Raw genomic sequence first — 14,193 nt, 5'->3', positions numbered from 1 at the left:
GCCCCGACACCGTGAGGGCGCCGGGTCTGGCTGGGTCAGGCACCGTGCCGGCCCCTCGTCGCGAGGAAGGTCAGGAGGAGCTGGCGCTGCAGCTCGAACATCTCCGTCTCCTCCTCGGGCTCGGCGTGGTCGTAGCCGAGCAGGTGGAGGATGCCGTGGGTGGTGAGGAGCAGCAGCTCCTCCTCGGTCGCGTGGCCGGCCGTCACGGCCTGCTTCTCGGCGACGCTGGGGCAGAGCACGATGTCGCCGAGCACGCCCTCCTCGAGGTCCTCGCCGTCCCTGCCCGGGCGCAGCTCGTCCATGGGGAAGCTCATGACGTCGGTCGGGCCGGGGAGGTCCATCCACTGCACGTGGAGGGTCTCCATCGCGGCCTCGTCGACGAGGCGGAGGCAGAGGTCGGCCTGCGGGTGGACCTTCATCTCGCCCATGACGTAGCGGGCGCAGGCGACGAGCTCGAGCTCGTCGAGCTCGAACTCGGTCTCGTTGAGGACGTCGATGCTCACGCGTCACCGTCCGTGGTCGCGGTCGGCGCGACGGGCGCGATGTCACCGGCGTCGTGGGTCGCCTTGGCGGGGCGGCGGGCCGGTCGCTTCGGGGTCCCCGCGGAGCGCGGTTGGTGGCGGGCGTCCCAGCGGCCGTAGGCGTCGACGATCTCGCCGACGAGGCGGTGGCGCACGACGTCCTGGGCGGTGAGCTCTGCGAAGTGGACGTCCTCGAGGCTCTGGAGGATCTCGCGGACGACCCGCAGCCCGCTCTGGGTCCCGCCGGGGAGGTCGACCTGCGTGACGTCGCCGGTGACGACCATCCGAGAACCGAAACCGAGCCGGGTGAGGAACATCTTCATCTGCTCGGGAGTGGTGTTCTGCGCCTCGTCGAGGATGACGAACGAGTCGTTGATCGACCGCCCGCGCATGAACGCCAGCGGTGCCACCTCGATCGTCCCGGCGGCCATGAGCCGCGGGATGGAGTCCGGGTCGACCATGTCGTGCAGGGCGTCGTAGAGGGGCCGCAGGTAGGGGTCGATCTTGTCGTTGAGGGTGCCCGGGAGGAAGCCCAGCCGCTCCCCCGCCTCGACGGCCGGCCGCGTGAGGATGATCCGGTTGACCTGCTTGGCCTGGAGGGCCGCGACGGCCTTGGCCATCGCGAGGTAGGTCTTGCCCGTGCCCGCGGGACCGATGCCGAAGGTGATCGTGTGCTCGTCGATCGCGTCGACGTAGCGCTTCTGGCCCAGCGTCTTGGGCCGGATCGTGCGGCCCCGCGAGGAGACGATGTTCATCGTCAGCACGTCGGCGGGCCGCTCGGTCGTCTGGGCGCGCAGCATGCCGATGGACCGCTCCACCGAGTCCCGGTTGAGGGCCTGTCCACCGTCGATGACGGCGAGCAGCTCGTCGATGACGCGCTCGACGAGGGCGACCTCGGCGCTGGGGCCGGAGATGTGGAACTCGTTGCCGCGCACGTGGATGACCGTGAGCGGGAACTGGCGCTCCATCGTGCGGAGCAGCTCGTCGCGAGGGCCGAGGAGGCTCACCATCGACACGTCCCCGGGGATCGTGACGGTGTGGACCGGCGTGTGGGCCGTCGGTGTGTCGGACGTGGGCGTGTGCGGTGCGTCTGTCATGTCACCACGAGTCTACGGTTCGGCTCAGCCCGGGGGCCATTTCATGGCCCGGCCGCCCAAGAGGTGCAGGTGTGCGTGGAAGACGCTCTGCCCCGCCCCCTCACCGGTGTTGAACACCAGCCGGTAGTCGCCGCCGAGCCCGTCCTGGTCCGCAACCGTGCGCGCGAGCAGCACGACGTCGCCCAGCTCGTCGGCAGCGGACTCGGCCAGCTCCCCCGCGTTCGCGACGTGCCGCCTCGGCACGACCAGGACGTGCGTGGGGGCCTGCGGGTTGACGTCGCGGAACGCGAGGCTGTGCTCGGTCTCTCCCACCACGTCGGCCGGGATGTCTGCGGCCACGATCGAGCAGAACAGGCAGCCGGTGTCCGTGGGCTCGGGGCTCATGGAGCGACAGTAAACCGATCTGCCCTCCTGCGCGTCTCCACGACGTGACAATGACACCCGTGGGCTCTCGACGTGACGCAGCCGCGCGCGCAGCCGCCGACGACGGCGTGTCGAACCTGTATGCCGTCCACTGGGCTCCCATGGTCCGCCTCGCCTGGCTCTTCGTCCACGACGACCTGCTCGCCGAGGAGATCGCCCAGGACGCGTTCGTCTCGCTCCACCGCAAGTGGAACGACGTCCGCGAAGGCAGCGGTGCGGCATACCTGCGTCAGTGCGTCGTCAACGGGGCACGTTCGGCGCTGCGTCACCACAAGGTCGAGCAGCGCTACCTCGACTCGCTCCACCCGGTCCAGCGCCGGCTGAGCGTGGCGAGCGCCGAGGACGAGGCGATCTCCTCGACCGGCTCGGCAGACCTGTTCCGGCGCCTGCAACGGCTCCCGGCGCGACAACGAGAGGTGCTCGTGCTTCGCTACTACCTCGACCTCAGCGAGGCGCAGATCGCCGACACGCTCGGCATCGCCCCCGGTTCGGTCAAGGCCCACGCCCACCGCGGACTCGCGGCCCTGCGGACCGAGATGGAGGCACGGCCATGACCACGCACTTCGACGAGTCGCAGACCGAGCGCGAGCTGCGCGAAGCCCTGTCCGAGCGCGCACGCGAGGTCCGGCCGTCGTCCCGGCTCGACGCGATCCTGCGGGAGGCGTCCGAGCCCGAGGCCCCCTCGTCGCGCTCCCGCTGGATGGTCGGCGTCGGGGTCGCCGCCGCGGCCGCGGTGGTCGCCGGGACGGTGTGGGCCTCGCGCCCCGACCCCGGACCGACCCTGCCCGGCGGGCCGCCCTCGACGAGCTCGACCCCGTCGTCGACCTCCTCTCCGGCGCCGTCGGCGAGCCCCTCGACCTCGGCCACCCCCTCGCCGTCCGACGCGCCCACGACCTCCGGTCCCGCCGGTCCCACGAGCAGCCCGCCGTCGTCGCTCGGCGTCTACCGCGTCGGCACGAACGGCGGCACACAGGACCGCCCGGGCCTCGTCCGCGAGTTCTGGCCCACCCCGGCGGGCGTCGGCACCCTGGAGTCGGATCGAGCCCGCCTGGCGGTCGCCGAGGCGATGCGCCGCTCCGACCTGTGGTCCGGCGTCGAGCCGGACCGGCTCGCGGTGACGCGCGACGACATCACGCTCACGCTCAGTGGACCCGGCCGGGAGGCACCGGACGCGGAGCAGGCCACCCTCGGCGTGGCGTCCCTCGTGTGGACGGCCCAGGCCGCCGTGGGTCGCGGGGACCTCCCGGTCGAGGTCCGGAGCGCCACGCCCGGCCTGCTCCTCGGCCACCTCGAGCCGTCACGCACCTTCACGCGCGCGAGCACCCCGCCCGACGCCCTCTGCGACATCTGGCTCGACGCCCCGGCACCGGGTGCCTCGGTCAGCGCCTCCCGACCGGTGGTGGCGCGCGGACAGGCGGTGGCGTTCGAGGCGAACGTCGAGTGGGAGCTCCGTCAGGGCGCGACCGTGGTGCGCGACGGGTTCACGACGGCCTCGGTCGGCGCGCCGAGCCGTGGCACCTTCACCGTCGACCTCGGACGGCTCGAGGCCGGGACCTGGACGTTCCGGGCGTTCACGTCGTCGGCCGAGGACGGCTCCACGGTGGCAGAGCGCGTCGTGACGTTCTCGGTGCGCTGATCAGCGCCAGCGCGCCGCGGCGCTGAGGACGGCCAGGGCGGCCGGCCCGGCGCTGGACGACCGCAGCACCGTGTCACCGAGCCGCACGACGTGGGCGCCGGCGTCCCGGAACGCCTCGAGCTCCTCGGGTGAGATCCCGCCCTCCGGCCCGACGACGAGCAGCACGTCCCCGTCGGCCGGGACGTCCAGGCTCGCGAGGGGCACGTCGGCGTCCTCGTGGAGGACGTATGCCGCACCGGCCGTCGCGATCCGCGCGGCCAGCGCCGCGGTGGTCACGACCGGAGAGAGGTCGGGGCGGCGGGCCCGCCGCGACTGCTTGGTGGCCGCGACGAGGACGGCGTCCCACTTGCGCCACGCCTTCTCGCCCCGCTCGCCGCGCCACTGCACGATGCTTCGGCCGGCCTGCCACGGGACGACCTCGTCGACACCGAGCTCGGTCGCCGCCTCGATGGCCTGGTCGTCGCGGTCACCCTTGGCCAGGGCCTGGACGAGGACGAACCTCGGTGACGGCACGGGCTCGTCGAGGACCGACTCGACCCGCAGCGTCAGCTCGGCCCGCCCCACCGACTCCACCACTCCGGTGACGACCCGCCCGCGACCGTCGGCGAGCCGCAGCTGCTCACCCACCCCGGTCCTGCGCACCGTGGCGGCGTGCCGCCCCTCCGGCCCGTCGAGGACGACGACGTCACCGGGGCCCGACGAGTCGAGCGCCCCGGGAGCAACGAGGTACAGGGCGAGGCTCACATCGTCACCCCATCGACCGACGAGTGGCACGTGGCACGGCACGCGTGTGCGACGAAGGAGCAGCTGAGCGAGCTCTGCCAGCTGCCACTCGTCGCGCTGTCGGGCATGGGATCAGCGGGTCTTGAAGGCGTCGCGCAGCTTGCCGAAGATCGAGCCGTCGGCGGGGTTGGCCACCCGCCCCGTCGGCTTCTCCTCGCCGCGCAGGGTGGCGAGGCGCCGGAGCAGCTCCTCCTGCTCGTTGCTCAGCTTGGTCGGGGTCGCCACCATCGCGTGGACGATGATGTCGCCGCGGCCGGATCCGCGCAGGTGCGTCACGCCGAGCCCGCGCAGCAGGATCTGCTCGCCGGACTGGATGCCCGCCCGGATGTCGAGCTCCTGCTCGCCGTCGAAGGTGTCGAACGGCACCGACGCGCCGAGGGCGGCCGCCGTCATGGGCAGCTCGAGGGTGGCGTGCAGGTCGTCGCCCTGGCGCTGGAAGCGCTGGTCGCGCCGGACGGCCACCTCCACGTAGAGGTCGCCGGCCGGACCCGCGCCCGGGCCGACCTCACCCTCGCCGGCGAGCTGGATGCGGGTGCCCGTGTCGACGCCGGCGGGAACCCGGATGGTCAGGGTGCGACGGGTGCGGACCCGGCCGTCGCCGGAGCACTCGTAGCAGGGTGCCTCGATGACCTGGCCGGTCGCCTGGCAGTTGACGCAGGGGCGCGAGGTCATGACCTGGCCGAGGAAGCTGCGCTGGATCTGCTGGACCTGGCCCTGCCCCTGGCACACGTCACAGGTGCGGGTGCCCGTGCCCGGCTGGGTGCCGGCGCCGTGACAGGTCGAGCACCCCTCGGCGGTGTCGATCGTCAGCTCGTTCTCGGCCCCGAAGACGGCGTCGACGAGGTCGAGGTCGAGGCGAACGAGCGCGTCCTGGCCGCGCGACTGGCGCGAGCGCGGACCGCGGCCCTGGGCCTGCCCTGCCCCGGCTCCGAAGAACGCGTCCATGACGTCGCTGAACGAGAAGCCCTGCCCGAAGCCGGACGCACCGGCGCCGGCGTAGGGGTCGGCGCCCATGTCGTAGCTGCGCTTCTTCTCGGGGTCCGAGAGCACGTCGTAGGCCTGGGAGACCTTCTTGAACTGCTCCTCCGCCTCCGGGCCGGAGTTCACGTCTGGGTGGAGCTTGCGGGCCGCGCGGCGATAGGCCTTCTTGATGTCGTCGGCAGTCGCGTCACGGGCCACGCCGAGGTCGGCGTAGTAGTCGTTCACTTCGGTGGACGTCCTTCGCTGGGGGCTGTTCGGTTCAGGGTTCGGTTGAGGGAGAGCGGCTGGAAGTGCAAAGGCCGGGAGTCACCCGGTCATTCCGCGAGGATCCGGCTGACGTAGGTCGCGACGGCACGCACCGCGGCCATCGTCGTCGGGTAGTCCATGCGGGTCGGGCCGACGACACCGAGGCCGGCCACGAGGTCGGAGCCGGTGCCGTAGCCGGAGGTGACGAGCGACGTCGTCCGCAGGCCGGCATACGGGTTCTCGGAGCCGATCCGGACGGCGACGGCAGAGCCCTGCTCGGTCACGGTCCCGAGGAGCTTGAGCAGCACCACGTGCTCCTCGAGGGCCTCGAGGACGGGCCCGATCGAGCTCGGGAAGTCCTCGCCCGAGCGCACGAGGTTGGAGGTTCCGGCCATGACGACCCGCTCCTCACGCTGCTCGACGAGCACCTCGGTGAGCTCGGCGGCGATGGCCGCGAGCAGTCCGCGGGCGCCGGGGTCGACCTGGGTCGGCAGCTCGCCGAGCCCGCCGGCCGCGTCGGCGAGCGTCTTGCCCACGGTGGCGCCGTTGACGTCGGACCGCAGCGAGGCGAGCATCCGCTCGTTCGCGGGGTCGGCGAGGTCCATGCCGGTCTCGAGGACCCGCTGCTCGACCCGGCCCGTCGTCGTGATGAGCACGACGAGGAGGCGCGAGCCGCCGAGCGGCACGAGCTCGATGTGGCGGACCGAGGACCGGGTGAGCGAGGGGTACTGGACGACGGCGACCTGCCGGGTCAACGACGCCAGCAGGCGCACCGTGCGGTCGACGACGTCGTCGAGGTCCATGGCGCCGTCGAGCAGCTGGCTGATCGCCCGCTTCTCCGCGCCGCTCAGCGGCTTGACGGTGCTGAGCCGGTCGACGAACAGCCGGTAGCCGGCGTCCGTGGGGATGCGGCCGGCGCTCGTGTGCGGCGCGGCGATGAGGCCCTCCTCCTCGAGGACGGCCATGTCGTTGCGCACCGTCGCCGCGGAGACGCCGAGCGAGTGCCGCTCCAGCAGGGCCTTGGAACCCACCGGCTCGGACGTCTCGACGTAGTCCTGGACGATCGCCCGCAACACTGCGAGCCGACGATCCTCACTCATGTGCGACACCTCCCTCCGTGCTGGCACTCATGCTTGGTGAGTGCCAATTCTACGTCTACCCTCACGCAGGTGACGGATCGCTACGGCCAGGACGTGCTCTCGGGTGACTGGAAGGCGCCCCGTGGCGGCCGCTCCACCCCCCTCCCGGCCGAGCTCGGTGTCGTCGTCGAGGACGTGGAGACCGGCTGGGTCGGAGCCGTCGTCCGGGTCGAGAAGGCCGGGGGCATCCACGTCGTCCACCTCGAGGACCGGCGCGGCCGGACCAAGGCGTTCCCGCTCGGTCCCGGCTTCCACGTCGACGGCCGTCCGGTCACGCTCACCAAGCCCACTGCAGCGAGCTCGGCCCAGCTCGCCGCGGCCCGCCAGGCTGCGTCGCGCACCGCGAGCGGCTCCCGCGCCGTCGCGGGCGCGCCGGCCAAGGTCGCGAGCGCCTCGCGAATCTTCGTCGAGGGCCGCCACGACGCCGAGCTCGTCGAGAAGGTCTGGGGCCACGACCTGCGGGTCGAGGGCGTCGTCGTCGAGATGCTCGACGGCGTCGACGACCTCGAGGGCGCGATCCGAGACTTCCGACCCGGTCCGGGCAAGCGGATGGGCGTGCTCGTGGACCACCTCGTGCCCGGCACCAAGGAGACCCGCGTGGTCGAGGCGGCATCCCGCCTCCAGCCCTACGCCCCGCACGTCCTCATCGTCGGCCACCCCTACGTCGACGTCTGGCAGTCGGTCCGCCCCTCACGGCTGGGGATGGACCAGTGGCCGGTCATCCCCCGCGGCACGTCGTGGAAGCACGGCATCTGCGCGCACCTCGGCTGGGCCCACGACGACCAGGCCGACATCGCCCGCGCCTGGAAGCAGATCCTCGGCACCGTGCGCACCTACGCCGACCTCGAGCCGTCGCTGCTCGGCCGGGTCGAGGAGCTCATCGACTTCGTCACGGCGGCCCCCTGACGGCACTCCTCGCGCGCCGAGACGAGGCCGGTATGCCGGCCCACGCAGAGCGTGGGACCCGCGCCCACCTTCCGCGGCAGTGTCGGCCCTGACTGCACCCTGATCTCACCCCGAAGCGGGGATGAAACACCCTCCGGATGGGTTTGACTGGGTGACAGCACCCCGTCCCCTGAAGGAGGACACCATGACCACCACTCCGCAGCCGGAGTTCCAGGGACAGACCCCGCAGGACCCGGTGGACCGGCCCGACCCGCTGGCCGCCCCGCACGAGCCTTCCGCTGCCCCGCAGTCGCACGAGCAGGTGCCCCCGCCGCCGCCCGCCTCCGAGCAGCCGGCGTACCAGCAGGCCGGGTACCAGCAGCCGTCCTACCAGCAGCCGGGACCGGCGTACCCGGCCCAGGCCACGGCATACGGGCAGCAGGTTCTCGACCCGGCCCAGCAGCGCCAGTGGGGCATGCTCTCCCACCTCATCCCGCTCATCGCTATGGTGCTGAGCGCAGGGCTGCTCGGCTTCGTCGGGTCGCTCATCATCTACGTGATGTACAAGGACCGCGGTGCCTTCGTCCGGCAGCACGCCGCCAACTCGCTCAACATCCAGATCATGACGGGCATCGTGCTGCTCATCTCGTTCCCGCTCATGCTTGTCCTCGTGGGCTTCGTGACGTACTTCATCGCCCTGGCGATCGCGTTCGTCCTGCACATCATCGGCGCCCTGCGCGCCAACGAGGGCCAGCAGTGGAACCCGCCGCTGACGCCCTCCTTCGTCAAGTGAGCCACGCTCGCTGAGACCCCATCACCGACTGATTGCTCCACGGCGCGCGCCGTGGGGCAATCAGTTGGGGGAGGGGTCGGTCAGACGCCGCCCTTGAGGAGCAGTCCGCCGTCGACGACCACGAGCTGGCCGGTCATCCACGCGGCGTCCTCGGAGAGCAGGAACGCCACGACCCCGGCGATGTCCTCGGGCACACCGAGCCGCCCGAGCGGGTAGCCCGCCGCGACCTTCTCCTCGCGCCCCTCGTAGAGGGCCGTTGCGAACTGGGTCTTGACCACGGCCGGTGCAACGGCGTTGACGCGCACGGTGGGCCCGAGCTCGACGGCGAGCTCCTCGGTGAGGTGCGTGAGCATCGCCTTGCTCGCGCCGTAGAAGCCGATGCCCGGCGCCGGGCGGACACCCGCCACCGACGAGACGTTGACGATCGCACCGCCCCGCTCCTCGAGTCCGGCGGCCACCGCCTTCTGGATCCACGACAGTGCCGCGATGCAGTTGACCTCGACGATCTTGCGCGCGGCGTCGAGGTCGAGGTCGACCAGCCTCCCGTATGCAGGGTTGATCCCGGTGTTGTTGACGAGCAGGTCGACCGGCCCGAACCTCTCGGCCACCGTGGCCAGCACCTCGTCCTGGTGTGCCGGGTCGTCGGCGCGGCCGGCGACGGCCATGGCGACGTCCGGGCCGCCGAGTGACTCGACGGCGGCGTCGAGGGCGTCCTGCTTGCGCGCGGTGAGGCAGACGCGGGCGCCCTCGGAGACAAGGCGCTCGGCGATCGCAAGACCGATCCCCCTGCTCGACCCGGTGACGATGGCGGTGCGGCCCTCGAGCCGTCGGCTGTGCGTGGCAGTCATGCGCGCCACACTAGGGGCGCCGGCCGATGCTCAGCCGAGGAGACGGCGGACGACGGTGTCGGCGAGGAGCCGTCCGCGCAGCGTGAGGACCACTCGTCGGTCGCGGACCGCCGCCACCCCGTCCACGAGCCCGTCGGCGACGAGACCGGCGACCGCCCGCCTCCCCACCTCGTCGAGGTCGTCGATCGCGAGCCCGTCGCGCACCCGCACCCCGAGCAACACCTGCTCGTCGCGCACCTGCTCGGCCGTCAGGGTCTCGCGCCCTGCGGCGGGAGAGACGCGCTCGGCCAGCCGGCCGGCATACGCCCTCGGGTGCTTGACGTTCCACCAGCGCACGCCGCCCACGTGGCTGTGCGCACCGGGGCCGACACCCCACCAGTCCGCGCCGGTCCAGTAGCCGTCGTTGTGGCGGCACCGTCCGGCAGGGGTGTGCGTCCAGTTGCTCACCTCGTACCAGCCGAAGCCGGCAGCGGACAGCACCTCCTCGGCGAGCTCGTACTTCGTCGCCTCGTCATCGTCGTCCGGGCGCTCCACCTCTCCGCGTCGCACCTGGGCAGCCAGCTTGGTGCCCTCCTCGACGACGAGGGCGTACGCCGAGATGTGTTCCGGCTCAAGGGAAACCGCAGCATCGAGGCTTCGGCGCCAGTCGTCGAGCGACTCCCCCGGCGTGCCGTAGATGAGGTCGACGCTCGTCACCAGTCCCGCATCGCGGGCGGCTGCGACGGCCCGACCGACGCCTGCGGGGTCGTGGGTCCGGTCGAGGGTCGCGAGGACGTGCGGCACCGCCGACTGCATGCCGAGAGAGATGCGTGTGAAACCACCGTCCGCGAGCTCGCGCAGCGACTGCGGTGTCACCGAGTCGGGGTTGGCCTCGGTCGTCACCTCGACGTCGTCGGCGAACCCGAACCGCTCCCGTATGCCGTCCACGACCTTCACGAGGTCGGCCGCCGGGAGCATCGTGGGTGTGCCACCACCGACGAAGACGGTGTCCACCCGGGGCGCCGCGGAGCCCAGAACCTCATGTGCGAGGTCGAGCTCGGCCAGAGCGGTGTCGGCGAAGCTGGACGTGCTGGCACCCGGACCGAGCTCGGTCAGCGTGTAGGTGTTGAAGTCGCAGTAGCCGCACCGCACCCGGCAGAAGGGCACGTGCAGATAGATCCCGAACGGCCGGCTCCCCATGCCCGTGAGGCACCCGGGAGGCAGCTCGCCGGAGGCTGGAGCGGGGTCGCCGTCGGGCAGTCGGGGCATGAGGGGCATCCTCCCACCCCGGCCGCCACCCCCTCCCCGCGGGCGCCCGAGACGCCCCCCTGTCGGGGCGCCGCATGCGAGTCGGCGTGTCCAGCGTGACACGCCGCGAGGCCCGAGAAAGTTCGGTCGATTTCGGCGCAAGGTCTTGCGCACCCGGGGGCCGCAGGACTAGAAATACCAGTACGCACTCACTTCGGTGAGAGCGTCGAAACAGGAACTTCGGTTCTTGATTCGTCGAGGGCCTCGGAAACTCATACTTTCCGAGGCCCTCACCTGTGCACCCGGTGGCAGGGCGTCGCCCCCGCTAGGTTGGCGCCCGTGCGCATACTCACCGACGCCGACGTCCAGGCCTGCCTCCCACCTCTGGTCGAGGTGGTCGACCTCGTCGCCGACGCACTCACGGCGCTGGCCGAGGGTCGCGCCGACGTCCCACCCAAGCCGACGGTGCGCACCTCACCCGGCATGTTCGCCAACGCCATGCCAGCGGCCTATCCGGAGCGCAACCTGTTGGGCTGCAAGTGGATCAGCGTCGTCCCCGACAACCCGGTCCGCGACCTGCCGACCGCCACGGGCCTCATGGTGGTCAACGACGGGACGACCGGTGTGCCGTCCGCCCTCATGCCCGCGGCCGAGCTCACCGCGGTGCGCACCGCCGCCGTCACCGGCGCGTGCATCCGCGCCCTCGCCGAGCCGGACGCCTCGATCTCGTACCTCGGCGCCGGGGTCCAAGCCGCCTCGCACCTGCGGGTCCTCGAGGCCCTGGGCCACCCCGAGGTCCATGTCTGGGCCCGCCGTCGCGAGGCCGTCGACGCCCTGGTGCGCCAGACCGAGAGGGCGGCACCCGGCATACGGGTCATCCCCTCCCCGTCACGCGAGGCCGCGGTCCGCGACAAGGACGTCGTCATCACCGGGCTCTCGATCGGCCTCACGGACATGGCCATCCCGCTGACGTGGCCCGCCGACGACGCCCTCCTCCTACCCATCGACTACGCGAGCTCGGTCGACGCCGCGCTGGCCGAGACCGCCGTGCTCGCCTCGGACGACCCGGTGCAGTTCGCGGCGATGCGCTCGGTCAGGGGCAAGCTCGACGGCTACCCCTCGGCGACGGCGTGGACGGGCCACCTACTCCACGCGCCGCGTCCCGAGGGCCGCCTCGTCGTCTCGAACCTCGGCACCGGCATCACCGACCTCGTCGTCGCGAGCGCGGTCGCGGCGAACGCCGAGGCGACCGCCACCGGACAGGTCGTCGACATCTGAGGGACCTACGATGGCGTCGTGAGCGACGACCCGAGGCCTGACGTGTCCGCCGCCGAGCGCTGGATCGAGCTCGAGGGCGTCGTCAACATGCGTGACTCGGGCGGGCTGCCCACCCGCGACGGCGGCTCCATCCAGCCTCGTCGTCTGCTGCGCTCCGACAACCTCCAGGACCTCAGCACGTCCGACGTCCGCCACGTCGTCGAGGTCCTCGGCGTGAGCGACATCGTCGACCTGCGCAGCGACACCGAGGTGAGCACCGAGGGCCCCGGCCCGCTCTGGCACGTCGAGTCCCTGACCCACCACCACCACTCGCTCTTCGGGGACGGCCGGGGCGTCACCGCCGAGCAGGCCCTTGCCGTGCCGCAGCACTCCACGCGTCCGGTCCGTGACGCGGCGTTCTGGTCCGAGCACTACCTCGGCTACCTGTCGAAGCGTCCCGACTCGATCTCGGCTGCGCTGGACGTCGTCTCCCGCAGCCACGGGGCGACGGTGGTCCACTGCGCCGCGGGCAAGGACCGCACCGGAACCGTCGTCGCCCTCGCCCTCGACGCCGCCGGCGTCCCCCACGACGTCATCGTCGAGGACTACGCCCTCACCGGCGAGCGCATCGAGCGGATCATCGCCCGGCTCATGCCGCGCGACCTCTACGGCACCGCGCTGCGCCAGCAGAGCGTGGACGACCAGCGCCCGCGACCCGAGACGATGCAGACGATCCTCGAGACCGTGCAGAGCGAGTTCGGTGGCGCGACGGGGTGGCTGGCCCGGCAGGGATGGACGGACGCCGACATCGACCGGCTGCGCGGGCGGCTCACCACGTGAGGACCTCCCTGCCGGTCCTGGCAGCACCTCAGCCGGACACCCGTCCGCGCAACCGGCGTCGGGCGATGCGCGTCCTCCTCGTCGACACCGAGGACCGCCTCCTGCTCTTCCGCGACAGCGACCCGGGGCTCACCCCCGTCCCCGTCTTCTGGATCACGCCCGGTGGCGGCGTCGACCCCGGCGAGACCGACCTCGAGGCCGCGGTGCGAGAGGTCGAGGAGGAGACCGGGTTGCAGGTCGCCCCGGACACGCTCGTCGGACCCCTGGCCGAGCGGTGCGTCGTCCACGGCTACAGCGACGTCGTCACGACCCAGGACGAGCTGTTCTGGTTCCTCCGGTGCACCGCGTTCGAGGTGTCGACGGTGGGTCACACCGAGGTCGAGCTCGCCACGATGACGGCCCACCACTGGTGGACCCGGCCCGAGCTCGAGGCCACCACCGAAGAGATCTGGCCGCGGGACCTGCTGCGGATCTGGTCCCACGTGCCGCCAGCGGGGATCGCACCGGGCGCACCCCTGGCCCTGGGCGATGTCGACGAGTCGACCGTCGCACCGGGCTGAGCCCCGGGGTATCGCCTAAGTCGCGTCGACCGGCTCGAGCACGAAGACCGGGATGAGCCGCTTGGTCCTGCGCTGGTATTCCGCGTAGTTCGGGAAGGCCGCCACGCACCGCGGCCACCACTCCTCGCGCTCCTCACCCTCCAGCTCACGAGCGCGCGCCACCCACGTGCGGGTGCCCTCCTGGAGCTCGATGACCGGGTTCTTGCGCAGGTTGGCGTACCACTTCGGGTGCTCGGGCGCTCCTCCCTTGCTGGCCACGGCGGCATACACCCCATCGTGCTCGACCCGCATGAGCGGCACCTTGCGCACGGTGCCGGTCACGCCGTTCATCGTGAGCAGCACCACGGGGCGTCCCAGGATGTCGACGGACTCGGTCGTCCCCGTCGACTCGATGGTCTCGACCTGCCTGCGCACCCAGCCACTGGGGCTCGGGACGTAGGTTCCGGTGATCGTCATGTCCGCGACAACACCACGCGCACGAGGTCTATGCCGACTTCTTGTCGCTCACATAGATCGTGATGACGCCCTCGACGACGACGGTGCCGTCCTCGCGGATGGCTTTGACCCGCACCGGGACGTCGCCCGGGTGGGCCCAGTCCGCGGGGTCGGTGTCGGCGGTGCAGAGCAGGTCGGTCGTCGACTTCGCGGTGTAGGCGACCTCCATGCCCTTGGGGATCCAGCGCCGTCCGACAGGGGTCGTCGCCTCGGCGAGCAGGCCCATGGCCGCCTCGAGCCCGTTGCAGACCGCGATCGCGTGGACCGTGCCGATGTGGTTCTGGACCGCGCGACGCTTCCTGATGACGAGCTCGGCGTGGTTCTCGCGCACCTCGCGCACCTGCGGACGCACGGTCCAGAAGTACGGCGCCTTCTGCGCGAAGAGGAACGAGAACGCCTGCTTGCCCAGGGGCAGGGAGGTGAGCTTGCGGTACAGGGCGAAGGTCTCCGGCATACGATGAT

General features: G+C 71.9%; 17 protein-coding genes. 7 read left to right on the top strand and 10 right to left on the bottom strand.

The window, feature by feature from the left end:
• Nucleotides 1-35: 35 nt before the first annotated feature.
• The 3 genes from ybeY to LL946_RS15030 are packed head-to-tail and all read right to left on the bottom strand — an operon-like array spanning nucleotide 36 to nucleotide 2,002.
• On the bottom strand, nucleotides 36-503 hold the full coding sequence (ybeY, locus tag LL946_RS15040) for an rRNA maturation RNase YbeY (RefSeq protein ID WP_404382036.1): 468 nt from the start codon (nucleotides 501-503) through the stop codon (nucleotides 36-38).
• Entirely contained in the window at nucleotides 500-1,618 is a 1,119-nt protein-coding gene (locus LL946_RS15035) for a PhoH family protein (RefSeq protein WP_404382034.1), read from the bottom strand. Before LL946_RS15035 ends, ybeY begins: the two co-directional genes overlap by 4 nt.
• Nucleotides 1,619-1,642: 24 nt before the next feature.
• Nucleotides 1,643-2,002 (bottom strand): histidine triad nucleotide-binding protein, encoded by a 360-nt coding sequence (locus tag LL946_RS15030; protein WP_404382032.1) that lies wholly within the window; start codon nucleotides 2,000-2,002, stop codon nucleotides 1,643-1,645.
• A 59-nt stretch (nucleotides 2,003-2,061) separates the two neighbouring features.
• Between LL946_RS15030 and LL946_RS15025 the strand changes: the two genes are divergently transcribed.
• Complete coding sequence (locus LL946_RS15025; RefSeq protein ID WP_404382030.1) at nucleotides 2,062-2,595, top strand: SigE family RNA polymerase sigma factor; 534 nt, start codon at nucleotides 2,062-2,064, stop codon at nucleotides 2,593-2,595.
• Nucleotides 2,592-3,677, top strand: coding sequence for a Gmad2 immunoglobulin-like domain-containing protein (locus tag LL946_RS15020; RefSeq protein ID WP_404382028.1), 1,086 nt, complete (start codon nucleotides 2,592-2,594; stop codon nucleotides 3,675-3,677). Before LL946_RS15025 ends, LL946_RS15020 begins: the two co-directional genes overlap by 4 nt.
• Here LL946_RS15020 and LL946_RS15015 read toward each other — a convergent pair whose 3' ends face one another.
• The 3 genes from LL946_RS15015 to hrcA form a co-directional block, all read right to left on the bottom strand.
• On the bottom strand, nucleotides 3,678-4,421 hold the full coding sequence (locus LL946_RS15015; RefSeq protein WP_404382026.1) for a 16S rRNA (uracil(1498)-N(3))-methyltransferase: 744 nt from the start codon (nucleotides 4,419-4,421) through the stop codon (nucleotides 3,678-3,680).
• A gap of 111 nt (nucleotides 4,422-4,532) precedes the next feature.
• Entirely contained in the window at nucleotides 4,533-5,666 is a 1,134-nt protein-coding gene (gene dnaJ, locus LL946_RS15010; protein ID WP_404382024.1) for a molecular chaperone DnaJ, read from the bottom strand.
• Between the two features lie 89 nt (nucleotides 5,667-5,755).
• A complete protein-coding gene (hrcA, locus tag LL946_RS15005; RefSeq protein WP_404382023.1) occupies nucleotides 5,756-6,787 on the bottom strand; it encodes a heat-inducible transcriptional repressor HrcA in 1,032 nt (343 codons plus the stop codon).
• Nucleotides 6,788-6,856: 69 nt separating this feature from the next.
• Here hrcA and LL946_RS15000 point away from each other — a divergent pair, with 69 nt between their 5' ends.
• Together LL946_RS15000 and LL946_RS14995 are read left to right on the top strand one after the other, a co-directional pair.
• Complete coding sequence (locus tag LL946_RS15000; RefSeq protein ID WP_404382021.1) at nucleotides 6,857-7,732, top strand: DUF3097 domain-containing protein; 876 nt, start codon at nucleotides 6,857-6,859, stop codon at nucleotides 7,730-7,732.
• A 184-nt stretch (nucleotides 7,733-7,916) separates the two neighbouring features.
• Nucleotides 7,917-8,504 carry a DUF4870 domain-containing protein gene (locus LL946_RS14995; RefSeq protein ID WP_404382019.1) on the top strand — a complete coding sequence of 196 codons (588 nt, stop codon included), beginning with the start codon at nucleotides 7,917-7,919 and terminating at the stop codon, nucleotides 8,502-8,504.
• A gap of 80 nt (nucleotides 8,505-8,584) precedes the next feature.
• Here LL946_RS14995 and LL946_RS14990 read toward each other — a convergent pair whose 3' ends face one another.
• Nucleotides 8,585-9,352 (bottom strand): SDR family oxidoreductase, encoded by a 768-nt coding sequence (locus LL946_RS14990; RefSeq protein ID WP_404382017.1) that lies wholly within the window; start codon nucleotides 9,350-9,352, stop codon nucleotides 8,585-8,587.
• A gap of 30 nt (nucleotides 9,353-9,382) precedes the next feature.
• Nucleotides 9,383-10,600, bottom strand: coding sequence for a radical SAM family heme chaperone HemW (gene hemW / locus LL946_RS14985; protein ID WP_404382015.1), 1,218 nt, complete (start codon nucleotides 10,598-10,600; stop codon nucleotides 9,383-9,385).
• A gap of 318 nt (nucleotides 10,601-10,918) precedes the next feature.
• Here hemW and LL946_RS14980 point away from each other — a divergent pair, with 318 nt between their 5' ends.
• Genes LL946_RS14980 through LL946_RS14970 form a run of 3 tightly spaced genes read left to right on the top strand, consistent with a single transcriptional unit; the run spans nucleotide 10,919 to nucleotide 13,236 of the window.
• On the top strand, nucleotides 10,919-11,857 hold the full coding sequence (locus LL946_RS14980; protein WP_404382013.1) for an ornithine cyclodeaminase family protein: 939 nt from the start codon (nucleotides 10,919-10,921) through the stop codon (nucleotides 11,855-11,857).
• Between the two features lie 18 nt (nucleotides 11,858-11,875).
• On the top strand, nucleotides 11,876-12,676 hold the full coding sequence (locus tag LL946_RS14975) for a tyrosine-protein phosphatase (protein ID WP_404382011.1): 801 nt from the start codon (nucleotides 11,876-11,878) through the stop codon (nucleotides 12,674-12,676).
• Complete coding sequence (locus LL946_RS14970; protein WP_404382009.1) at nucleotides 12,673-13,236, top strand: NUDIX hydrolase; 564 nt, start codon at nucleotides 12,673-12,675, stop codon at nucleotides 13,234-13,236. Before LL946_RS14975 ends, LL946_RS14970 begins: the two co-directional genes overlap by 4 nt.
• Nucleotides 13,237-13,251: 15 nt before the next feature.
• On the opposite strand, the gene LL946_RS14965 is transcribed toward LL946_RS14970, so the two are convergent.
• Together LL946_RS14965 and LL946_RS14960 are read right to left on the bottom strand one after the other, a co-directional pair.
• Nucleotides 13,252-13,692, bottom strand: coding sequence for a nitroreductase/quinone reductase family protein (locus tag LL946_RS14965; RefSeq protein WP_404382007.1), 441 nt, complete (start codon nucleotides 13,690-13,692; stop codon nucleotides 13,252-13,254).
• Between the two features lie 28 nt (nucleotides 13,693-13,720).
• Nucleotides 13,721-14,185 (bottom strand): hotdog fold domain-containing protein, encoded by a 465-nt coding sequence (locus LL946_RS14960; RefSeq protein ID WP_404382005.1) that lies wholly within the window; start codon nucleotides 14,183-14,185, stop codon nucleotides 13,721-13,723.
• Nucleotides 14,186-14,193: the final 8 nt, after the last annotated feature.

Source organism: Knoellia locipacati (genome assembly GCF_044791685.1).
GTDB classification, from domain to species: domain Bacteria; phylum Actinomycetota; class Actinomycetes; order Actinomycetales; family Dermatophilaceae; genus Knoellia; species Knoellia locipacati_A.
The sequence above is the reverse complement of the archived record's forward strand: the minus strand, read 5'-3'. Positions and strand labels throughout refer to the sequence as shown.